Consider the following 20,157-nt stretch of genomic DNA (forward strand, 5'->3'; position numbering starts at 1 on the left):
GATCGCCGGTCCGTTCCGGCTAGGTCGCAGCGCTCCCACGATCCGCGAGGCAGCGGCGCCGGCGCGGGCCACCCGCCTGCCGGCCTAGTCAGGAACCAGCGCCGCCAGCCGCTGAATGTACGGCCCCACTTCCTCATCGTCCAGGACCAGCAGGTCCGGCTGGCCGCACAGCCAGCGGGCGTTGAGGGCGGTGATGTTCCCGTGTTCCAGCAGCTCCTCGAACTCGCCGTCGAGCTCATCCATACGGAAGACGCCGTCGGGAAGGGGCCCCGTGCCGCCGGGCCCTTCCAGGGAGGCGGCGGTCAGTCCGTCGTAGGCAGCCACGGCCCGGTTGAACAGGTCGAAGTGTGCCGTGGCACCCATTCCCGCCATTCCCTCCCGGACCAGCGCGTCCGTGGCGGTCCGGGCGGCCGCCATGACGGCATACTGCGCGAACCCGCCCTCCAGCGCCTGGCAAAGGTAGAAGTCCACGAAGTAGCTGCGGACGGCCACCGGTGACATGAGCTCGGCTCCCAGCAGGGCGTTGTGCATCGCGTCGATGATGGCCACGTTGGCCTCCACCACCTCCTCGTCCCTGCCGTCGATGCTGCTGCTGGTCAGGACAACGGGCTGCTGGCTGGTGGTCATGGCACTCCTTGCGGGGGGTGGCGGTACGCCGGACGCCTTCACGCTACGGCGGCCACGGCAGCCTGGGGCAGGAAATGAACGTCACGCGAAGTTTTCGGGGCCGGCTGGGAGGGCACCCGGCATGGGCCTGCCGCCGGGCGAACTAAGATGAATCAGATAACCACCCACCGGACCCGGCCCCGCCGTGACCTGCCGAAAGTAGCGCGTACATGCCATCCCAACCGGACGAAAGTGCGGAACTGGCAATACAGACACCCGCCATCAACGACCGCTCGCTGGCGGCGGGGCTGGCGTATGCCATGGCCAGCAGGGTCTCGGGCATATCGTTCGACGGCGGCACGGGGCTCATGCTGGGAAAGGTCCGGGGTGGCGCGGAGGTTCCTTATTCCACCACGGCCAAGCTGGTCCGGAAGGGCGGCGGCTGGAGCTGCACGGTGGGCGTGTGCAGCTGCCCGGTCCGCAAGGACTGCAAGCACGTGGCGGCCCTGCTCTTCGCGGCGGAGGACAACCCGGCCATCCGGGTGCAGCTGCTGTCGCCGTCCACTTCCACGCAGGTGTCCCGCGCCCCTTCGGCGGCGCTCTCCGACTGGGAGCAGGCCCTCAGCCCGCTGATCTCCCAGCCAGGTTCCGCCCCGTCCACCAGCGGGGTTCCCCTGGCCCTGCAGTTCGAGGTGGAGGAACCGCCGCCGCATTTCTCCTACACCGGCCGCCGGGACCCGGTGCGCGGCGTGCGGCAGCTCAAGGTGCGGCCGGTGATCATGGGGGCCAAGGGCAAGTGGATCCGCGGCGACGTTTCCTGGAATACCTTGAGCTACCTGAACTTCCGGCGCGAATCGAACCAGGCGCACGTGGAATGGCTGCAGGAGTTCCTTGCCGGCCACTCCTCCTCCGCCAGCCGGATGCACAACTCCGCGGGCCTGTGGCTGAGCCTGAACTCCTATGCAGGCAAGAACCTGTGGGGCCTGCTGTCCGATGCCACGAAGATCGGGCTCGCCCTGGTCCACTCGCGCGGCACCGAACCAGTCCGGCTCGCCGAAGACCCTGCCGCCGTCGGGCTTTCCCTGAGCCGGTACGGCACTCCGGTGGCCGACGCTGCGGAGGCCGGCAGCACGGCCAAGGCAGAGTCGTCCGACGGCGGCCTGGAGCTTTCGCCTACCATCACCGTGGAGGGGGCTGAGGTTGATCCGGCGTCCGTGGGCACCATCGGCAGGCCCGCGCACGGCCTGTTCTTTACCTCCGGCGAAGCAGCCCTGCCCGGCGTTCCCGACCCCAACGGCACCATCACCCTGGCACCCCTGGAAAACGGGCTGAGCGAGGAGCTGCTGGCGTTTGTCACCGCAGCCAGCACCCTGCACATCCCGGCCAAGGACGAGTCGCGGTTCCTCACGGGCTTCTATCCGAAGCTGAAGCAGACGGCCCGGGTCACGGCGCGCGACGAGTCCGTGGAACTGCCCGAACTGGCCGTCCCCACGCTGTCGCTGCTGGCCAACTACGGGGCGGACCACCGGGTGCGGCTGCACTGGGAGTGGCACTACAAGACCGGCAAGCTGGTCACCGCGCAGCCTTTGTGGCGGCACCCAGGCGATGCCGGCTACCGCGACGACACAGCGGAATCCCGCATTCTGGAGGGCATCGGCCGGCCGTGGGACGTGGTGCCGGCCCTGGGCGAATCCGCCACCGGCGGGTGGGGCACCCCCCGCCTGGCCGCCTCTGCCGAACTGAGCGGCCTGGACACACTGGCGTTCACGGAGGAAGTGCTGCCCCGGCTGCGCGAAGCCCCGGACGTGGACGTGGAGACGGTGGGCGACATCGCCGACTACCGCGAGGCCGAGGAGGCACCGGTGGTCTCCATCTCCACCAAGGCTACCGAACAGCGCGACTGGTTCGACCTGGGCATCCAGATTTCCCTGGAAGGCCAGCCCGTTTCCTTCGCCGCCGTGTTCTCCGCGCTCGCCGCCGGACACACCAAGATGCTGCTGCCCAGCGGCGCCTACTTCTCCCTGGACCTGCCGGAGCTGCACCAGCTGCGGGCCCTGATCGAGGAAGCCAGGTCGCTGCAGGACAACAAGGACGCGCCGCTGCAGATCAGCCGGTTCCAGGCCGGGCTGTGGGACGAGCTGGCGCAGCTGGGGATCGTTGACGAACAGGCTGCCGCCTGGCGGTCCGCGGTGGGTGGCCTCCTGGAGGGCGGCATCGACGGGCTGCCGTTGCCTGCCTCCCTCAACGCAGAGCTGCGACCCTACCAGCTGGAGGGCTACAACTGGCTCAGCTTCCTGTACAAGCACGGGCTGGGCGGGATTCTGGCCGACGACATGGGGCTGGGCAAGACCGTGCAGGCACTGGCGCTCATGTGCGCCGCGAAGGAACTGGCCGTTGAAGCCGCGGCGGCACTGGAAAGGTCCGACGACGGTGCTGCCGCCGCCAGTGTTGTGGACGGCGCAAACCAGCCCGCCGCCGTCGCGCCCTTCCTGGTGGTGGCGCCCACCAGCGTGGTGGGCAACTGGGCGGCCGAAGCCGCGCGCTTTGCTCCTGGCCTTACCGTCCGCACGGTTGGCGAGACCTTTGCCAAGAGCGGCCAGGCGGTGGCGGAGGCACTCGGCGGGGCGGACATCGTCATCACTTCCTACGCGTTGTTCCGCATCGATTACGAGTCGTATGCCTCCCGTACCTGGTCCGGGCTGGTGCTGGATGAGGCGCAGTTCGTGAAGAACCACCAGTCCAAGGCGTACCAGTGCGCGCGGAAGCTGCCGGCGGCGTTCAAGCTTGCCATCACAGGCACTCCGCTGGAGAACAACCTCATGGAATTCTGGGCGCTGACGTCCATCGTGGCTCCGGGCCTGTTTTCCAGCCCCAAGCGCTTCGCCGAGTACTACCAGAAGCCGGTGGAGAAGAACGGCGACAAGGGGCAGCTGGAGAAGCTCCGACGCCGGGTCCGGCCGCTGATGATGCGGCGCACCAAGGACCAGGTGATCAAGGACCTGCCGCCCAAGCAGGAGCAGGTCCTCGAGGTGGTGCTGAACCCGCGGCACCAGAAGGTGTACCAGACGCACCTGCAGCGGGAGCGGCAGAAGATCCTGGGGCTGATCGAGGACGTCAACAAGAACCGGTTCACCATTTTCCAGTCGCTGACGCTGCTGCGGCAGCTGAGCCTGGACGTGTCCCTGGTGGATCCGGCCCTCTCCGCCGTGCGCTCGAGCAAACTGGATGTTCTTTTCGAGCAGCTCGAGGACCTGGTGGCGGAGGGGCACCGCGCCCTGATCTTCAGCCAGTTCACCGGATTCCTCGGCAAGGTCCGGGAGCGGCTGGACGAGGAGGACATCGAGTACTGCTACCTCGACGGCAGCACCCGCAACCGCGCCGATGTGGTCAGCGAATTCAAGAACGGCAGCGCGCCGGTGTTCCTGATCTCGCTGAAGGCCGGCGGGTTCGGGCTTAACCTCACGGAGGCCGACTACGTGTTCCTGCTTGATCCATGGTGGAACCCGGCGTCCGAGGCGCAGGCCGTGGACCGCACGCACCGGATCGGCCAGGCCCGGAACGTCATGGTGTACCGGCTGGTGGCCAAGGACACCATCGAGGAAAAGGTCATGGCGCTGAAGACCCGGAAGTCGCAGCTGTTCGCGGACGTCATGGAGGGCGACGCCCTGGCCGGTGGCGCCATCACGGCCGAGGACCTGGCAGGGCTGTTCAAGGAGTAGGCTCCCCCAGTTTGGACCTATGCTGGTTCCAACGGAAAAGTACAACGTTGGAGAAGCGATGTCACAGCAGCAGACGGCACAGCAGAAATCCGCGGAAGCGCCGCCGCCGGCCCTGGCTCCCCTACGCCCCGACGCCTTCACCGTCCCCTACCGCGATCCCGTGTGGGATGGCCCCACCGACCCCATCCTCGTCGCCGACCACCTCAAGGGCGAGTGGGTCCTGTTCTACACCCAGCGCCGCGCCACCGCACCGGGGCTGACGGGGGTCGAATGGGTGCACGGAACCGGCATCGGCGTCGCCAGGTCTTCCGACGGCGGTGCCACCTGGCGCTACCAAGGCACCGTTGAGGGACTCATCCCGCCGGGAACGGAACTGCCCGCAACCCTTTGGGCGCCCGACGTCGTACGCATTGGAGACCGTTGGATCATGTATCTCACGGTCCTGGGCGGCCGGCGGACGGACTGGACCGGCACGGCGGAAATCGTCCAGTTCGCCAGCCGCGACCTGGAACGTGGGAGTACCTTGGCCGCATCAACCTGGACTCGCCGCGGGTGATCGACGCAGCCGTGGCCCGCTGCAGGGACGGCCGCTACCGGCTCTGGTACAAGGACGAGGCCCACGGATCGAACACCTGCAGCGCGGTCAGTGACAGGCCGGACGACCCGTCATCGTGGATTGCTGAAGGCGTCGCCATCCCCGGCCGGCCGCACGAAGGGCCCAAGGTCTTCCGGCTCGGCGGCTGGTACTGGATGATCGTGGACGAGTGGCGCGGCCAGGCCGTTTACCGCTCCCCCGATGCAACCGGCAACTGGGTCCGGCAGGAGCACCTTGGCGGGCTGATCCTCACGGCGCCGGAGAGCGTGGACGGAAGGGCCGTCGTCGGGCGCCATGCTGACGTGGTGCCCCTTCCGGACGGGGCGGCCGGTGACATGTCCGACGGCGGCACGCAGCGTGCGCTGCTGGTCTACTTCACCCATCCGTACTGGGGCGGCGAGGAGATCGACACGATGGCGCCGGACCCGCGCACCCGCCTCAGCCACGTGCGGGCCGCGTTACTGGAAATGGTCGGTGGAAACCTGGTCTGCACGGAACATTAGTCACTCCAATGCCGGACACGGCGAAGGGCCAAACCCCGGAACTATAAGCCGGCTGCTGCCGGCACCGGTCCGAGGTTTGGCCCTGATTCGTGCGCTGGGATGCGTGATGCGCTGCAGCTAGACCCGCTGCGGCGAGCCCAGTTCCACCGGATCCTCGTCCGTCAGGTACGCCAGCTCAGAGTGGGCTGCGAGATCGATGCCGCGCAGTTCGTCCTCGGGCTTGATGCGCAGGCCGATGGTCTTGTCCAGGATCTTTGCCAGGACCCAGGTGATGCCGAACGAGTAGACCAGCACGGTGATGGTGGCCAGGGCCTGGACGCCCAGCAGTTCGAAGCCGCCGCCGTAGAAGAGGCCGGTGACCGCGTTGGGTGCCGCGTCCGTGGCGAAGAGGCCGATCAGCAGGGTGCCCAGGATGCCGCCCACCAGGTGGACGCCGACGACGTCGAGGGAATCGTCGAAGCCGAGCCGGAACTTCAGTTCGATGGCCAGGGAGCAGACAGCCCCGGCGATGGCGCCGATGGCCACAGCACCCAGCGGGCTGACGGCACCACAGGCGGGCGTGATGGCCACGAGTGCGGAGATCAGGCCGGATGCGGCGCCCATGCTGGTGGCTGCGCCGTGGCGGACCCGCTCCACCAGGGCCCATGCGAGCAGGCCGGCGGACGCTGCTACTGCAGTGTTCAGGAAGACCACTGACGCCGACTGGCCGGCGGAGAGTGCCGAACCGGCGTTGAAGCCGAACCAGCCGACCCACAGCAGGCCCGCGCCCACCAGGACCAGCGGGCGGCTGTGCGGCTTGGCGTGTTCCACCTTGGGCCACCCGGAGCTCTTGCCCAGGACCAGGGCAAGGGCAAGGGCGGCCGCGCCGGCATTCATGTGGACCGCGGTGCCGCCGGCGAAGTCGATGGCCTTGATGCCGTTGGCGATCCAGCCGCCCATGGTGCTGCCGTCGGCCGAGTCGAATGCGAACACCCAGTGGGCGATGGGGAAGTAGACAACTGTGGCCCAGATGCCGGCGAACAGCATCCAGGCGCCGAACTTCATCCGCCCGGCCGCGGCACCGGCAACCAGGGCCGTGGTGACGCAGGCGAAGAACAGCTGGAACGCGGCGAACAGGATGACCGGGATGGATGCCGAATCATCGGCCGCCAGCAGCTGGCCCATGCCGGGGAACTCGGTGACGTCACCGATCAGCCCCAGCCCCCCAACAGAGTTGCCGAACGCCATCGAATAACCGAACAGGGCCCAAAGGACGGCCACCAGGCTGGCGCCGCCGAAGCACATCATCATCATGTTCAGAATCCGGCGTGACCCCACCATGCCCCCGTAAAACAGGGCCAGGGCGGGGATCATCATGCAAACCAGCGCCGAGCTGGCCAAAATCCAAGCGACATTTCCCGAATCCATGGGAAACCCCTTTCAAGATGCGAAGAAAGAACGGTAAGTTGCCGTCAGAGCCGCTCCGTGGGAGGGACGCGGAGGGAGAGGCCGCGTTCGGCGGAGGGGCGGCTGGTGTCGTCTGGTTCCAACTGTATGGCCGCTGTTTTGGGGTGGGTTTCCGGTGTGTTAAATGATCGTTTCGGTCATCCGCCACCGAGTTTCAGGCGTCCCACTGCACCCAGGTGCACGAGTGCGTCACGCACGGCATGCTTTGAGGGAGCGGACGACGGCGGGAGGCCGGGTTTTCGCGTCACCGGCACCAAAGGTGGGTCGAAAACATGCGCTGCGTGACGCCGTCGACCGGCTGCTCCATATTGCCGGACGGAAGCGACGGCTAGGCTGAAAGCCATTGGGCGGAAGGTTGCTTCGACCGGTACCGGCCACTGTCAAAACCCGGCACGAAAGGAAGCACCGCTTTGAACAACCAGCAGGCCATCGACCGGCAGGCACCCACGCCCGGAGACGAACCGCGGGAACTGCGGGTTGGCGTGGTCGGCATCGGATGGGCCGGCCAGCAGCACCTGAGAGCCTATTCGGAGCTGGACGGCGTCCGCATCGTGTCGCTGGCGGGAATGGAACAGGAACTGCGCGACTCCCTGCAGGCCGAGTATGCCATTCCCAACGGCTTTGGCCGCTGGGAAGAGATGCTGGACCACGGCGGCCTCGACACCATCAGCGTGGCAGTTCCCACCTTCCTGCACGCCCCGATCGCCATCGCCGCCCTGGAGCGGGGAATCCATGTGCTGAGCGAGAAGCCCATCGCGCGCAACGCCGTCGAGGGCCAGGCCATGGTGGACGCAGCCCGCAAGGCCGGACGCGTCCTGGACGTGGCCTTCAACCACCGCCGCCGCGGCGACATCCAGGCGCTCAAGGAAGTGATCGATGCCGGCGGGCTGGGCAGGCCCTATTACGCCAAGGCGTCCTGGCTGCGCCGCTCCGGCATCCCCACCCTGGGCAGCTGGTTCACGAATCCGGAGCTCGCCGGCGGCGGACCGCTGGCGGACATTGGCGTGCATGCGCTGGACTACGCCCTGCACCTCCTCGGTGAACCGAAGGTGGTGGCCGTGTCCGCCGCCACGCATTCAGAGCTGGGCCCGCAGGGCAGGGGCGGTGGAAACCGGTATACTGCGCAGGCCACCAGCCACGCCTTCGAGGTGGAGGACTTCGCGTCAGCGTTCCTCCGGCTTGAAGGCGGTAGGACGCTCCTCCTCGAGGCCGGCTGGGCCACCTACCGGGAAACGGACGACCTGCTCGACTTCACCGTCTACGGCAGCGACGGTGGCGCAGAACTGAAGGTGAAGGGCGCACCGTTCCCGCCGGTGGGCCAGCTCAGGGTCTTCACGGACAAGGAGGGCGAATCCGCCGATTACGTGCCGGCCGTGCTGCCTGGCCGGGCGCACGACGCAGTGGTGGAAGACTTCGTTACGGCGGTGCGCGGCGGCGAAGCAGTGTGGGCCGGGCACGACGGTTCCCTGGCCCTGTACCGTGCCCAGATCATTGACGCGTGCTACCAGTCCGCACTGGAGCAGAGGGAGGTTCGACTCTAATGAACGGCAAACTGAGGATCCGGGTGTGGAACGAGGGCGTCCACGAGGCCATCAACGAGCCCTCCCACATCGGGGAGATCTACCCCGACGGCATTCACGGCGCCATCGCCGCGGGCCTTCGCTCCCACTTTCCGGACGCAGACATCACGACGGCGGTCCTGGCCACCGACGACGAACACGGCCTTGACGAGGAGGTGCTCGCTGAAACGGACGTCCTGCTGTGGTGGGGCCATATGGCCCATGCCGAGGTGGGCGACGCCGTCGTGGAACGCGTCCACCGGCACGTGCTCGGCGGAATGGGCCTGATCGTGCTCCATTCCGGACACTTCGCGAAGATCTTCACCAAGCTCCTGGGCACCAGCTGCTCGCTGGCCTGGCGCAATGACGGCGAGCGCGAGCTGGTGTGGACCGTCAAGCCATCGCACCCCATCGCCGAGGGCGTGGACAGCCCCATCGTCATCCCCGAGCAGGAGATGTACGGGGAACTGTTCGACATCCCGGACCCGGACGACTTGATCTTCATCAGCTCCTTCGCGGGCGGCGAAGTGTTCCGTTCGGGTGTCACCTTCACCCGCGGCAAGGGCCGCATTTTCTACTTCAGCCCGGGCGACCAGGAGTACCCGGTGTACCACCACCCGCAGGTCCAGCGGGTCCTCGCCAACGGCGTGAAGTGGGCCGCGCAACCGGGGCTACAGCGTTCAGCCGCGGAAGTGACCAACCCTGCCCGGGAGTGGTTCGGGGAGGAAATGCGCCATTGACATCGGGTCCGGCCGGGAGCACATTGAGAGCGTCGCGCACGCGGTTCGGCAGGTTCTGGACGGGCACACCCTCCCTGACGGACCATCTCCCGGCGCCGCCCAGCCCGCCGGATGAATTAACAACCACTCCTTACCGGGAGCCAGAAATGCCTGCAGTAACGGTCACGAACCTCGAATCCAAATCCTTCAACGAACCTGACGAGAAGCGCCGCCCGCCCAAGACCGAGGTGGATGTGGTCAACATTGGCGGCGCAACCCTGGGACGTTTCACCTTTGAGCCCGGCTGGCGCTGGTCTGAAACCGTCAAGACCGTGGTCAAGACGGACAGCTGCCAGAACAACCACCTCGGGTTCTGCACCTCCGGCACCCTGACGGTGCAGCTCAACGACGGAACGCAGCAGACCATCCATGCCGGCGACGCCTATTCCATCCCGGCCGGGCACGACGCCTGGGTGGAAAACGATGAGGCGTTCGTGGGTTATGAAGTCATGAGTGCAGCCGAGTACGCCAAGCCCGCCTGATAACACGGAAGACCAAGGCGAACCAGCAGGAAAGGGAGGCCCGCCAGGACCTCCCTTTCCTGTGCCGGCGGCCCTACGGTTGAGGGGAATACAACGATCGGAGAGCAATGAAAGTCACCGTCATCGGCGGCAGCGGCCACATCGGTTCGTTCCTGGTCCCACGGCTGGTCCGCGCCGGCCACGAGGTCACCACCATCAGCCGCGGCACCAGCAAGCCCTACATCGACTCGCCGGAATGGCGGCACGTCCACCAGGTCACCGCAGACCGGCAGGCGGAAGACCGGGACGGCACATTCGGGGACCGGGTGGCCGGGCTGAAGCCGGACGCGGTGGTGGACCTGGTCTGCTTCACCCTCGAATCTGCGGCGTCACTGGTGCACCGCCTGCGCGGCGAGGTGGGGCACCTGCTGCACTGCGGCTCCATCTGGCGCTACGGGCAAAGCCTGAAGCTGCCCATCCGGGAAGGCTCTGATTCAGCGGCGGAGCCCTTTGGTGACTACGGTGTCCAGAAGAACCGCATCGCGGTGATGCTGCAGGAGGAGACCGCCAGCAGCGGCCTGGCAACCACCTCGCTGCATCCCGGCCACATCGTCGGACCGGGCTGGCACCCCATCGGCCCGCTCGGAAACCTGGACCCCGCCGTCTGGCAGGCACTCTCCGCCGGCCAGCCCCTTCGGATCCCCGGCACCGGCGCGGAACTGATGCACCACGTGCACGCCGACGACGTCGCCCAGGCTTTCGAAAAGGCCCTCGCCCACCGCGAGGCGGCCGCCGGCGAGGACTTCAACATCGTGGCCCCCACGGCGCTTACGGTCCGCGGCTACGCCGACATTGCGGCCGCCTGGTTCGGGCACGCCGCCGTTTTGGAGACGGTCAGCTGGGAGCGGTTCCGCGAAAACACCTCCCGCGAGTACGCCGAATCCAGCTGGGAACACCTCTACCGCAGCCACTGCTTCAGCATCGAGAAGGCCGCGTCCGTGCTGGGCTACGCGCCGCGGTACGAACCGGAACAGGCCGTCTTCGAATCCATCCAGTGGCTGGTGGAGCAGGGCAAGCTGCACGTCGCGCGCCCGCTGGGCGTCCCGGCGGGGTGAGGCCGCCTAGGCAGGCCGCCGCCGGAGCCGTGACACCAGCGAGGCGGCCAGCAGGGCAGTCATCAGTTCCAGCGCGATGACCAGCAGCAGTTCCGCGGCGCCGTTTGCACGGGCAATGGACGACGGCGGCGGCGCCCCGGCGTGGGCGTGTCCCGCACCGCCGGCGCCAAGCAGCAGGAACCCGTGGAGGGCTGCCATGGCCACCGCGGCAACAGTGACCTGGTGCAGGGCGCCCATGCGGCTGTGCCGCCAGATGTGCACCGTGCAGGGCAGGCAGACGGCGGCAAGCGCCAGCATGAACACGCTCAGCCAAAGGCCGTGGCGGCCGGCCGCGGCCAGCCACAGGTGCGCAGCGCAGCCTGCGGCGGTGACCACGGCGACCAGCCGGGAATGCAGGACCGGACCCTTGGCACCGGGCCGTCCTGCCGCCGTCGTACTCCCTGCCCCGGCGGCGACCAGACTAGTGGCAGGAGCCACGGCTGACGCCCTCGGTGTGGCAGGCCGCGGCCTGCTTGTTGGGATTGGCGGGTACATCCAGGACGGGACTGCGGTCGAAGAAGCCCTCGGGGCGGAGCTTGAAGCCCACCGTGTCCACCGGCATGATGGGCCAGTCCTCCACCCGCGGGAAGTGGGTCAGGCCAAAGGTGTGCCACACAACGATGTCCTGTCCGTCGATGTCCCGGTCCTGCGCCACGTAGGCCGGAAGGCCAGCTCCCCCGGCATGCTGGTTCACGAAGTCGCCGGTGGGGTAGCGCTCGTCCTCGGCGTGGCGGGTCACCCAGAGGTCCTTCGTGGCGAACGCAGCGCGGCGCGCAATGGACGAGTCCGGGTCCGCGAGCAGCGTGGGCTGGTTGGAGGAATGCAGCTTGTAGCCCACAGGCTCCCCCAGCCGGTTGTGGGATTCGGGGTTGGAAATGATCCAGGTCCGGCCGCGGCGGGCATCAGCCTCGCGGACCGCTTCGGATTCACGGGCCAGGACGGTGCGCTTTCGGGAGAAGGCGTTGCCGCGCTCATTGCCGGGACCCAGGGCCTGGCGGACCACGTCCTCCTCCTCCACCCGGTTGGTGAACCCATCGACTGCCATGTCCAGCCGGGCGCTGAAGAGGTGCTGGTGGAACGGGGCGCCCAGGCCGGGGGCCAGTTGGGAGATGTTGTCCGAGCCGCCCTCGGGGAAGGCTGACGTGAAGACGATGCCGGTGGCCTTGGCTTCGAATTCGATGGTGCCGTCCAGGTAGAGGTACCAGTAGAAGCCGTAATCGTAGTTGCCAATGGTGGTGAAGAAGGAGATGACCAGACGGCGGTTGCGGCGGGTGTAGGTGACGCCGCTCCACAGGTCCGAGTGCTTGGAGAGGATGCTCCAGTCCTCCTCGTGCATGCAGATGCCGTTGCGGACTTCGCGGGGGTTGCCGAAGGCGTCCGAGATGACGGGGCTCAGGTACGTGATGTCGCCCACGCAGTCGCAGCCCAGTTCCAGTGAGTTGGCGTACTGGCCCACCAGGTATTCGCCGGTGTCGAAGTAGTTCTGCCAGGACCGGATGGGTGACGGGTCACCGTAGGGGACCACCATTTCGGCGATCGAGGCGCGGTTGATGATGGGCCGCAGCCGGTCCCCGTCCCGGAAGCCGAGGTTGTGCAGGACCACGCCTTCGCGGACATCGAAACCGACGTCCACGCTCCACTTTTCCCACTCGACGTGATTGCCGCCGGTCACGGTGAAACTGGGTCCCTCCGGCTGGGTGATGCTGATGGGTTTCTGGGTGGTCCGCAGCGGCCCGGTCAGTTCCGGGTCCGTGTAGTTGCCGTGTTCGGCCGGGATGGGCATCACGCCCAGGTCGATCACCTGGGTGACCTCCTTGCTGACCACGTCCACGTAGGCCACCAATCCGTCCACGGGGTGCGCCCACGCGCTGTCTTCCGGGAACTCCTGCACGAACGCCAGTCCACGCAGGATCCGCCGGCCCTTCTCCTCCGTGTATTCGAAGACACCGGCGGAGAGCGGGGCAACCCGGACCTTTTCGACGGCGAGTCCGCGGTCCGCGAGCGCCTCGAGCCAGCGGTCATCCGTGGCCAGGAGGGCTTCAACCACCTCGAATTCCTCCTCCAGCACCGGCAGTTCGCCCGTCACCGCTGTATCCAGTTCGACGGCGGAGTCCACCCTTTGGTGCGTGACGGAGACAAGGACATCGTGCGGGGCCGCGCCGGAGACGTCGTGGATGAAAACCCGGAAACGGCGGTCCGCCGCCTCCGGATCCGAGCCGCGGGGCGGATCCTGCAGGCCCAGGTAGGCAATCCGGTGCTGCGGACCCAGGCGGCCTTCCGCCTGCAGGATGGACCGCACCTGCAGGATTTCGGCAGCGGTTGCCAGGCCGAATGCGGAGGCAGTTTCAGTTGGAGCAAGCGTCATGGGTGAACCTTTGTCCGGGCCGTTGCCGGCCTCTGGGATTTATTTTCTATAGTTGTAGAGAATAAACGTACGTAACATGGCTCACAAGAGTCAGGACCAAAATATTTTCCGGGGAGTGGCCGCGATGCCCAAGATTGTCGACCATGACGAGCGGCGCCTGGAACTGGTGGATGCCACCTGGCGGATCATTGCGCGGCAGGGACTGGAAGGCGCCACCATGCGCGAGATCGCCATGGAAGCCGGCTTTGCCAACGGAGCCCTGAAGCCCTACTTCCCCACCAAGGACACGTTGCTGGAGTTCGCCTTCGGCCACGTCTTCAACCGCACCAATCAGCGCATCGCCGAGGGCACCAGGGGCAAGTCCGGCCTGGCAGCCCTGCGGGCCTTTTGCCTTGAAGTACTCCCCCTGGACGAGGAACGCATCAACGAGGCACGGATCGTCATCCCGTTCTGGCAAAGGGCGGTGAATGACGCCCAGAAGGCCGGGATCCACCAGCGCTCGATGGACGAATGGCTGGCCGCCATCCACCGCTACCTGCAGGAGGCGAGGGACAGCGGAGACGTGACAACCGCCGTCAACAACCATGTCCTGGCCGGCCAACTGTTGAACATGCTGCTGGGCGCGCAGATAGAAGCGGCGCTTGCGCCGGAAGGCCGCACGGACTTCGGCCACGCGGCGCAGCTGGAGGGGTACCTGGCACTGCTGGGCAAAAATCCTGCCGGCAAATGAGCGCCTTACTCGAAAGTATGCTTACTATTGAGGGGTCAGGTTCTGGTTCACGCCGGAGCGAGCACGAACTGTTAGGAGCATCTCCATGGGTTTGGATGACAAGATCGGCAACGCAGCAGAGAAGCTCGGCGGCAAGGGCAAGGAAGCTGCCGGAAACGCCACGGGCGATGAGAGCCTGAAGGCCGAAGGCCAGACGGACCAGTCGAAGTCGGACCTCAAGCAGGCCGGCGAGCACGTCAAGGACGCCTTCAAGAAGGACTAGTCGACGCTCGCATAATGGGTGCAGCTCCAGCCGGAGTTGCACCCATTGTCGTATTCAGGGCCGCTGCTCCCCCACGTTGCCGGCCTGCACATTGCCGTGCATGTCCCGCAATTCCTGCAGCAGTCTCAGTTGTTCGGCGTTGATGTTCATGAGCATCTCGATGTGCGCCGCAGCGCGAACGTCCGTTTCGTAGTCATGCTGCGCCATGGCCGAGGCGATGGCGTCCTGGCGCTTGGCCGCGATCAACAGGATGGCCCCCTGCAGCCCGGCCAGCATGGACAGGAAAAGGTTCAGGAGGATGTAGGGATAAGGATCCCACGCACTGGCGGCGAGGACGTAGCTGTTCAGCGCAGCCCACGCTGCCATGAACGCCAGGAAGATGCCCACGAAAGGCCAGCTGCCCATCCCGTTCCGGAGGGTGTCCGCGGCCCTCTCACCGGGAGTGAGGCCTTCCTTGTGCCGCCGGTGCCAGTTGCTTCTGATGTCCGTCATGGCCCCAGACTATGTCCTGGGTGAGGAGCCGCGCGGCTAGTGGATAAGCCCTGACACGAGGTTGATGGTGGTGGCCAGCACGATCGCGCCAAGAAGGTAGGACAGCAGGGCCTGCCGCAGCACGGTGGCACGGATGGCGTTGGTCTTGAGGTTGGTGTCGGATACCTGGAAGGTCATCCCCACGGTAAAGGCCAGGTAGGCAAAATCCGCGTACCTGGGAGGGCTCTCCTCGTTGAAGTCGATGCCGGCCCCATTCCGGTAGTAGATGGCGGCATACCTCAGGGTGAACAGGGTGTGGACCAGGAACCAGGACAGGGCAATGCTGCCCAGGGCCATGGCCACGGTTGCGTCCTTGCTGTAGCCCTGGGCATTGGACGCATCCGCCAGGATCAGCCCCACGCCCGCAAAACTGGCCACCGTGGCCGTGAGGACCAGCGCGTCCGAAGAGACCCGGCCCGGATCCTCCCGCAATGCGTGCGCAGCGGTAGCCGCGGGACCGAGACGCCCAATGACGAGCCAGACCCACAGCAGGTACGTAACCGACGCCGCGGCCCAGCCAAGTGCCGGCGCGTAGGCCCAGTTGCCCAGGAAACCCACCAGCAGGGCGGCAGCCAGGCCGACGCCGGCCATCACCAGCAGGCGGAGCCGTGATTGGTGCGCGGGGGAATCGAAGTTCCGGCCGGGACCCGAGGGGACGGCCTGCATGGGATTCATGGCCAGATCATGGCACGCCCGTCTTGTGCTTTGCTGGAGGTGGAGACTTCTTATTTTCGACAACTGTTGAAAATAGACGGTCAGGGGACTAACCTGAACTCACTGTGTCGCGGGACACAGGCGGGGGATCGTCGAGTTGCATTCCGTTACGAGGAAAATCCATGCCAGCAACAGCTCCAACCCGGGGATCGTCCCGGCAGGCACCCCAGGACCTCACCTCCAGGGTGGCCGGTTCCTTCGACCACTGGAAGCACTTGGTGGCCGAATCCTTCGTGCCCCTCACGGCACGGACCAATGACGTGGAGGGCTTCCAGGGACGGATGCGTTCGCGCGTGCTGGACCGGATGTCCATCGTCGAAGTCACCGCCACTTCGCATGAGGTGCACCGCACGCCGGACTTGATTGCCCAGGCCCACGAGCGCTACTTCAAGCTGAACCTGCAGCTGGAAGGAACCGGCCTGCTGGTCCAGGACAACAGGGAAGCCGTGCTCCAGCCCGGGGACCTGGCCATCTACGACACCAACCGGCCTTACACCCTGGCGTTTGAGGACCAGACCCGGATCATGGTGCTCATGTTCCCCTGCGACGCCCTGTCGCTGCCTGCGGATTATGTGGGCCAGCTTGCCGCGGTGCGAATGGGCAGCGGGGGCCTCAGCGGGATCGTGGGCCAGTTTATTCGGGAGCTGTCGGCAAACCTGGATGTCCTGAGCGGCCCCAGCGGATCCAGGCTCGCCACCAACGCACTGGACCTGGTATCCACCATGCTGCATTCTGAAATGGACATTTCGCCGGACAGGATGAAGCCACAGGCACTCCTGGCTGTATCGATCCGCGAGTATATCGAGGCCAACCTGTCCGATCCGCTGCTGTCGCCGGCAGGCATCGCCGCCGCCCATTTCATCTCCACGCGGCACCTGCACAACGTCTTCCACGAGTCAGGCAGCACCGTTGCCGGCTTCATCCGGAGCCAGCGACTGGACGGGGCCCGCCGCGACCTGCGCGATCCGCTGCACGCCGGGAAGTCCGTAGGTGCCGTGGCCGCCGCCTGGGGATTCCTGGACGCCGCCCACTTCAGTCGGACGTTCCGCGACGCTTTTGGCGTCTCCCCCACCCAGTGGCGCCGCGCAGGCTAAATCAGGCCCTGGGCCAGCATGGCATCTGCCACCTTGACGAAACCGCCGATGTTGGCGCCGAGCACGTAGTTGCCCGGCTCGCCGTATTCCTCGGCTGTTGCCGCACAGCGGTGGTGGATGCCCACCATGATGTCCGTCAGCCGCGCCTCGGTGTGTTCGAAGGTCCAGGAGTCCCGGCTGGCGTTTTGCTGCATCTCCAAAGCCGAGGTGGCCACCCCTCCCGCGTTCGCCGCCTTGCCGGGCCCGAACAGCACCCCCGCGTCCTGGAACACCGAGACGGCGGCGCGCGTGCAGGGCATGTTGGCACCTTCACCGACCGCCACCAGGCCGCCGCGGACCAGCCGGGCGGCAGCACCGCTGTCGAGCTCATTCTGCGTTGCGCACGGCAGGGCCACGGAAGCATCCACGTCCCAGACCGAGCCGCCGTCCACGTAGGCAACGCCGGCGCGCCGCTCGGCGTAGTCCTTGAGCCGCGCCCGCTGCACCTCCTTCACCTCGCGGAGCAGGGCAACGTCGATGCCCGCCTCATCCACTACGTAGCCGGAGGAATCCGAGCAGGCCACCACGGTGGCGCCGAGTGCCTGCGCCTTGGCGATGGCGTTGATGGCCACATTCCCGGAGCCGGACACCACCACGCGCCGGCCGTCAAAGGACGTCCCCCGGGTCCGCAGCATCTGCTCGGTGAAGATCACGGTGCCGAATCCTGTCGCTTCGGGCCGCACCAGGGACCCGCCCCAGGAGATGCCCTTGCCGGTGAGGACCCCGGATTCGTAACGGTTGGTGATCCGCTTGTACTGGCCGAAGAGGTAGCCGATCTCGCGTCCGCCCACGCCGATGTCGCCGGCGGGGACATCGGTGTATTCACCGATGTGGCGGTAGAGCTCGGTCATGAAGGACTGGCAGAACCGCATGACCTCCGCGTCACTGCGGCCGCGGGGATCGAAGTCCGCACCGCCCTTGCCGCCGCCGATGGGCATGCCGGTCAGGGCGTTCTTGAAGATCTGCTCGAAACCGAGGAACTTGACGATGCCCAGGTATACGGACGGGTGGAAGCGGAGGCCGCCCTTGTAGGGCCCCAGGGCGAAATTGAACTCCACCCGGAAGCCGCGGTTGATCCGCACCCGGCCGGAGTCGTCGGTCCATGGGACCCGGAAGATGATCTGGCGCTCCGGCTCGCAAAGCCGCTCCAGGATGGCAGCTTCGAGGAATTCCGGGTGGCGGTCATGCACGGGGCCCAGGCTTTCGAAGACCTCAACCACCGCCTGGTGGAATTCCGCTTCGCCGGGGTTCCGCGCCAGGACGGTGTCCCTGATGGCTTCCAGCCGTGCATCCATAAACTCGTTCCTTACCGTGGAGCCGGGATGGGAGCGGGCGCCAGGCAGGCAACGTCGCCCCCATTAGGTTTACAGTTCAACCTATCCGATTGCGACTGGGAGCCGTTAGCCCGCTGCTACCGTGTGCACTAATCTCCGTATTGTGACAGTAATTTTCCGCTCAGTGAGATTAGCCCCGCCGGTACGCACAGTGGGAACGCCCTGATGCCGTACGTCTGCCTCCTCCTCTCCGGCGCCGCGCTGCTGGTCAACGGCCTGGCCACCCTTGGGCACCTTCCCCGCCGCGACGCCGCTGTGTTCAGCCTGGTCATCGGGGGCACCCAGCTGGCGCTCGGCGTCGTCCATGTCTCCACAGCCGGGAACGCCCCGCCGGCGCTCCTGACGGCGGCCGGCATGTTCCTGTTCGGGGTGACGTACCTGTACTCAGGGCTGGATCAACTGCTGAAACTCGGTGGCCGCGGCCTGGGCTGGTTCTGCGGGATGGTGGCCTTCTGCGGGGTGCTGCTGGCAGCCGCTTGGCTGGGCCCGGACCCGCTGCTGGCGGTTCTGTGGCTGTGCTGGTCGGTGCTGTGGGCGCTGCTGTTTGCCGGCATGGCCCTCGGCGCAGCGCGGCTCGAACCGTTCACGGGCTGGGCGTTGGTGCTGACCAGCCAGGCGTCGGCCACGGTTCCGGCCGTTCTTGGCCTGGCCGGGCACTGGCCCCATTCCCCTACCGCGGCGGCGCTGGCCGCCCTGTTCCTGTCCGCCCTGTTCCTTGCAGCACGGACACTGGCCCGGCGCGGAGGCAATGTTCCGCGCCGGGCCAGTGCCCAAGGGACCCTGCCTGCTAGGTGAGCGCGTGGCCCAGGGCGGCAACGTGATGGCGGCGCTGGACTGCCGACTCCACCAGCACGCCGGCCAGGAAGACCACGGGGACTGCCACCAGGAGGGCCACGGCGGTCTCCGCGCTGCCGCCAATGAGGGCCGTGAAGTTGCTGACCACCAGGTAGAGGACCCAGGCCAGCAGGATCACCGCCAGGATGGGAGCCACGCGGGTTTGCCAGAGGAGCGCACCCGCACGTTCCCGCCGGAAGAATGCGACGACGGCCGCCGAGCAGAGCATGTACAGCACCAGCAGGGCCGCCACGGCCAAACCGCTGAACCAGGAGAACAGGGTCAGCACGGGGTCCAGCGCCAGGATGGCGAAGGGCACCACCAGCACGACGGCGGTGGCGGACTGGACCCAGGCGGCGACAGCGGGTGCCCGGTGCCGGTTGGTCCGGGCGAGGACGGCGGGCATGGAGCCGCGCAGCGCCAGGGAGTGCAGGTAGCGGTTGATGCCGTTGTGGAACGCGATGATCCCGGCGAGCAGCGAGGTGACCAGGAGGATCCCGGCCACGATGCCCGCCCAGGGGCCGAACAGTTCCACCAGCGGACCCATGACGAAGGAGGTGGCGTCCCCTGATTCCAGCGCGGCGCCAGCGGCATCCATCACCTGTGAGGGCCCGTAGTAGCTGACCAGCATCCAGGAGATGAAGGCGAAGAACACCGAGATCACGCCGACGGAGAGGTAGGTTGCCCGGGCCACGGTGCGGTGCGGATCCTTGGCTTCGGCGGAGTAGATGGCCGTCGATTCGAAGCCGAACATGGAGGCCACCGCGAACATGATGGCAACACCGGGAGCTCCTGCGCCGATGGCTTCCGGGGAGAAGGACGCGGCAACGCTGATGCCCTCCGGGCCGCCGCCGTGGAACAGCACGGTGAAGCCGAACATCAGGAGGATGGCCACCTCGAGTCCCACCAGGACGGCCAGGACGCGGGCGCCGAGTTCGATGTTGAGGGAGCCCAGCACCTGGACCCCGGCCATGGTGGCCAGGGACAGCAGCCACCAGGGAAGCTCGAGTCCGGCAGAAGCCAGGAGCCCGGAGAGGGCTGCACCGTAGAGGCCGTACATGGCGGCCTGGACGGTGCTGTAGGCCAGCAGGGCCAGCCACGCCGCGCCGGCGCCGGTCCTCCTGCCGAACGCTGCCGTCACATACGCATAAAAGGCGCCGTTGGCCTGGATCTTCCGGCTCATGGCCACAAAGCCCACGGCGAAGATCACGATGACGACGCCGACAATCAGGTAGGCGCCCGGGGCGCCGGCACCGTTGCCCAACGCTGCCGCGAGCGGTGCCGCGCCCACGATCCCCGTCAGGGGCGCCTGGGCGGACAGGACGAAGAACAGGATGCCCAGCACGCCGATGCTGCCGGCGCGGAGGGCCGTGGAATGCTCCTTGACCGGAGCGTCAGTGGTCCGGGTCTCGGAATTCGAAATACTCATTGG

General features: G+C 66.9%; 19 protein-coding genes. 11 read left to right on the forward strand and 8 right to left on the reverse strand.

Annotated features, from left to right (window positions below; translation table 11 throughout):
• Positions 1–84: 84 nt before the first annotated feature.
• Positions 85–627 carry a DMP19 family protein gene (locus FBY36_RS06810; RefSeq protein WP_200830451.1) on the reverse strand — a complete coding sequence of 181 codons (543 nt, stop codon included), beginning with the start codon at positions 625–627 and terminating at the stop codon, positions 85–87.
• 209 nt (positions 628–836) lie between these two features.
• Here FBY36_RS06810 and FBY36_RS06815 point away from each other — a divergent pair, with 209 nt between their 5' ends.
• From FBY36_RS06815 to FBY36_RS20805, 3 genes are read left to right on the forward strand one after another with little or no spacing between them, the layout of a single operon-like run.
• On the forward strand, positions 837–4,325 hold the full coding sequence (locus tag FBY36_RS06815; protein WP_142118015.1) for a DEAD/DEAH box helicase: 3,489 nt from the start codon (positions 837–839) through the stop codon (positions 4,323–4,325).
• A gap of 58 nt (positions 4,326–4,383) precedes the next feature.
• Positions 4,384–4,881, forward strand: a complete 498-nt coding sequence (locus FBY36_RS20800; protein WP_235008746.1) for a hypothetical protein — start codon at positions 4,384–4,386, stop codon at positions 4,879–4,881.
• Positions 4,878–5,423, forward strand: a complete 546-nt coding sequence (locus FBY36_RS20805; RefSeq protein ID WP_235008747.1) for a hypothetical protein — start codon at positions 4,878–4,880, stop codon at positions 5,421–5,423. Before FBY36_RS20800 ends, FBY36_RS20805 begins: the two co-directional genes overlap by 4 nt.
• 117 nt (positions 5,424–5,540) lie before the next feature.
• Here the strand turns inward: FBY36_RS20805 and FBY36_RS06825 are convergent, their stop codons facing one another.
• Positions 5,541–6,830: an ammonium transporter gene (locus FBY36_RS06825; protein WP_142118017.1), complete on the reverse strand. Its 1,290-nt coding sequence runs from the start codon at positions 6,828–6,830 to the stop codon at positions 5,541–5,543.
• A 449-nt stretch (positions 6,831–7,279) separates the two neighbouring features.
• On the opposite strand from FBY36_RS06825, the gene FBY36_RS06830 reads away from it, so the two are divergent.
• The 4 genes from FBY36_RS06830 (at position 7,280) to FBY36_RS06845 (ending at position 10,783) form a co-directional block, all read left to right on the forward strand.
• Complete coding sequence (locus tag FBY36_RS06830; protein ID WP_142118019.1) at positions 7,280–8,410, forward strand: Gfo/Idh/MocA family protein; 1,131 nt, start codon at positions 7,280–7,282, stop codon at positions 8,408–8,410.
• On the forward strand, positions 8,410–9,168 hold the full coding sequence (locus tag FBY36_RS06835) for a ThuA domain-containing protein (protein ID WP_142118021.1): 759 nt from the start codon (positions 8,410–8,412) through the stop codon (positions 9,166–9,168). Before FBY36_RS06830 ends, FBY36_RS06835 begins: the two co-directional genes overlap by 1 nt.
• A gap of 146 nt (positions 9,169–9,314) precedes the next feature.
• Positions 9,315–9,689, forward strand: a complete 375-nt coding sequence (locus FBY36_RS06840) for a cupin domain-containing protein (protein WP_142118023.1) — start codon at positions 9,315–9,317, stop codon at positions 9,687–9,689.
• A 107-nt stretch (positions 9,690–9,796) separates the two neighbouring features.
• Positions 9,797–10,783 carry an NAD-dependent epimerase/dehydratase family protein gene (locus FBY36_RS06845; RefSeq protein ID WP_142118024.1) on the forward strand — a complete coding sequence of 329 codons (987 nt, stop codon included), beginning with the start codon at positions 9,797–9,799 and terminating at the stop codon, positions 10,781–10,783.
• Positions 10,784–10,789: 6 nt separating this feature from the next.
• Here the strand turns inward: FBY36_RS06845 and FBY36_RS06850 are convergent, their stop codons facing one another.
• Together FBY36_RS06850 and FBY36_RS06855 are read right to left on the reverse strand one after the other, a co-directional pair.
• Entirely contained in the window at positions 10,790–11,260 is a 471-nt protein-coding gene (locus FBY36_RS06850) for a hypothetical protein (protein ID WP_235008748.1), read from the reverse strand.
• Positions 11,244–13,187, reverse strand: coding sequence for a primary-amine oxidase (locus tag FBY36_RS06855; RefSeq protein WP_142118026.1), 1,944 nt, complete (start codon positions 13,185–13,187; stop codon positions 11,244–11,246). Before FBY36_RS06855 ends, FBY36_RS06850 begins: the two co-directional genes overlap by 17 nt.
• 124 nt (positions 13,188–13,311) lie before the next feature.
• Here FBY36_RS06855 and FBY36_RS06860 point away from each other — a divergent pair, with 124 nt between their 5' ends.
• Together FBY36_RS06860 and FBY36_RS06865 are read left to right on the forward strand one after the other, a co-directional pair.
• Positions 13,312–13,917 (forward strand): TetR/AcrR family transcriptional regulator, encoded by a 606-nt coding sequence (locus FBY36_RS06860; protein ID WP_142118028.1) that lies wholly within the window; start codon positions 13,312–13,314, stop codon positions 13,915–13,917.
• An 85-nt stretch (positions 13,918–14,002) separates the two neighbouring features.
• Complete coding sequence (locus FBY36_RS06865; protein ID WP_056330981.1) at positions 14,003–14,179, forward strand: CsbD family protein; 177 nt, start codon at positions 14,003–14,005, stop codon at positions 14,177–14,179.
• A gap of 54 nt (positions 14,180–14,233) precedes the next feature.
• Here the strand turns inward: FBY36_RS06865 and FBY36_RS06870 are convergent, their stop codons facing one another.
• Both FBY36_RS06870 and FBY36_RS06875 read right to left on the reverse strand, forming a co-directional pair.
• On the reverse strand, positions 14,234–14,671 hold the full coding sequence (locus FBY36_RS06870; protein WP_142118030.1) for a DUF1003 domain-containing protein: 438 nt from the start codon (positions 14,669–14,671) through the stop codon (positions 14,234–14,236).
• Between the two features lie 36 nt (positions 14,672–14,707).
• Entirely contained in the window at positions 14,708–15,385 is a 678-nt protein-coding gene (locus FBY36_RS06875) for a DUF1345 domain-containing protein (RefSeq protein WP_235008749.1), read from the reverse strand.
• A 161-nt stretch (positions 15,386–15,546) separates the two neighbouring features.
• On the opposite strand from FBY36_RS06875, the gene FBY36_RS06880 reads away from it, so the two are divergent.
• On the forward strand, positions 15,547–16,518 hold the full coding sequence (locus FBY36_RS06880; RefSeq protein WP_142118032.1) for a helix-turn-helix domain-containing protein: 972 nt from the start codon (positions 15,547–15,549) through the stop codon (positions 16,516–16,518).
• Here FBY36_RS06880 and gdhA read toward each other — a convergent pair.
• Positions 16,515–17,852, reverse strand: a complete 1,338-nt coding sequence (gdhA, locus tag FBY36_RS06885) for an NADP-specific glutamate dehydrogenase (protein ID WP_142118034.1) — start codon at positions 17,850–17,852, stop codon at positions 16,515–16,517. The two genes, FBY36_RS06880 and gdhA, sit on opposite strands and share 4 nt — an antisense overlap.
• Positions 17,853–18,056: 204 nt before the next feature.
• Between gdhA and FBY36_RS06890 the strand changes: the two genes are divergently transcribed.
• The gene (locus tag FBY36_RS06890; RefSeq protein WP_142118036.1) at positions 18,057–18,686 is read left to right on the forward strand and encodes an AmiS/UreI family transporter; all 630 of its coding nucleotides are present in this window, start codon (positions 18,057–18,059) and stop codon (positions 18,684–18,686) included.
• Here the strand turns inward: FBY36_RS06890 and FBY36_RS06895 are convergent.
• The gene (locus tag FBY36_RS06895) at positions 18,679–20,154 is read right to left on the reverse strand and encodes an APC family permease (protein WP_142118038.1); all 1,476 of its coding nucleotides are present in this window, start codon (positions 20,152–20,154) and stop codon (positions 18,679–18,681) included. The genes FBY36_RS06890 and FBY36_RS06895 overlap by 8 nt on opposite strands.
• Positions 20,155–20,157: the final 3 nt, after the last annotated feature.

The organism is Arthrobacter sp. SLBN-122, from assembly GCF_006715165.1.
GTDB lineage: Bacteria > Actinomycetota > Actinomycetes > Actinomycetales > Micrococcaceae > Arthrobacter.

Coding starts and splice junctions, on each gene's coding strand:
- FBY36_RS06860 (WP_142118028.1), top strand. CDS start 13,312: ATGCCCAAGATTGTCGACCATGACGAGCGGCGCCTGGAACTGGTGGAT.
- FBY36_RS06895 (WP_142118038.1), bottom strand. CDS start 20,154: ATGAGTATTTCGAATTCCGAGACCCGGACCACTGACGCTCCGGTCAAG.
- FBY36_RS06870 (WP_142118030.1), bottom strand. CDS start 14,671: ATGACGGACATCAGAAGCAACTGGCACCGGCGGCACAAGGAAGGCCTC.
- gdhA (WP_142118034.1), bottom strand. CDS start 17,852: ATGGATGCACGGCTGGAAGCCATCAGGGACACCGTCCTGGCGCGGAAC.
- FBY36_RS06810 (WP_200830451.1), bottom strand. CDS start 627: ATGACCACCAGCCAGCAGCCCGTTGTCCTGACCAGCAGCAGCATCGAC.
- FBY36_RS06845 (WP_142118024.1), top strand. CDS start 9,797: ATGAAAGTCACCGTCATCGGCGGCAGCGGCCACATCGGTTCGTTCCTG.
- FBY36_RS06880 (WP_142118032.1), top strand. CDS start 15,547: ATGCCAGCAACAGCTCCAACCCGGGGATCGTCCCGGCAGGCACCCCAG.
- FBY36_RS06835 (WP_142118021.1), top strand. CDS start 8,410: ATGAACGGCAAACTGAGGATCCGGGTGTGGAACGAGGGCGTCCACGAG.
- FBY36_RS06825 (WP_142118017.1), bottom strand. CDS start 6,830: ATGGATTCGGGAAATGTCGCTTGGATTTTGGCCAGCTCGGCGCTGGTT.
- FBY36_RS06840 (WP_142118023.1), top strand. CDS start 9,315: ATGCCTGCAGTAACGGTCACGAACCTCGAATCCAAATCCTTCAACGAA.
- FBY36_RS06855 (WP_142118026.1), bottom strand. CDS start 13,187: ATGACGCTTGCTCCAACTGAAACTGCCTCCGCATTCGGCCTGGCAACC.
- FBY36_RS20800 (WP_235008746.1), top strand. CDS start 4,384: ATGTCACAGCAGCAGACGGCACAGCAGAAATCCGCGGAAGCGCCGCCG.
- FBY36_RS06890 (WP_142118036.1), top strand. CDS start 18,057: ATGCCGTACGTCTGCCTCCTCCTCTCCGGCGCCGCGCTGCTGGTCAAC.
- FBY36_RS06875 (WP_235008749.1), bottom strand. CDS start 15,385: ATGAATCCCATGCAGGCCGTCCCCTCGGGTCCCGGCCGGAACTTCGAT.
- FBY36_RS06815 (WP_142118015.1), top strand. CDS start 837: ATGCCATCCCAACCGGACGAAAGTGCGGAACTGGCAATACAGACACCC.
- FBY36_RS06865 (WP_056330981.1), top strand. CDS start 14,003: ATGGGTTTGGATGACAAGATCGGCAACGCAGCAGAGAAGCTCGGCGGC.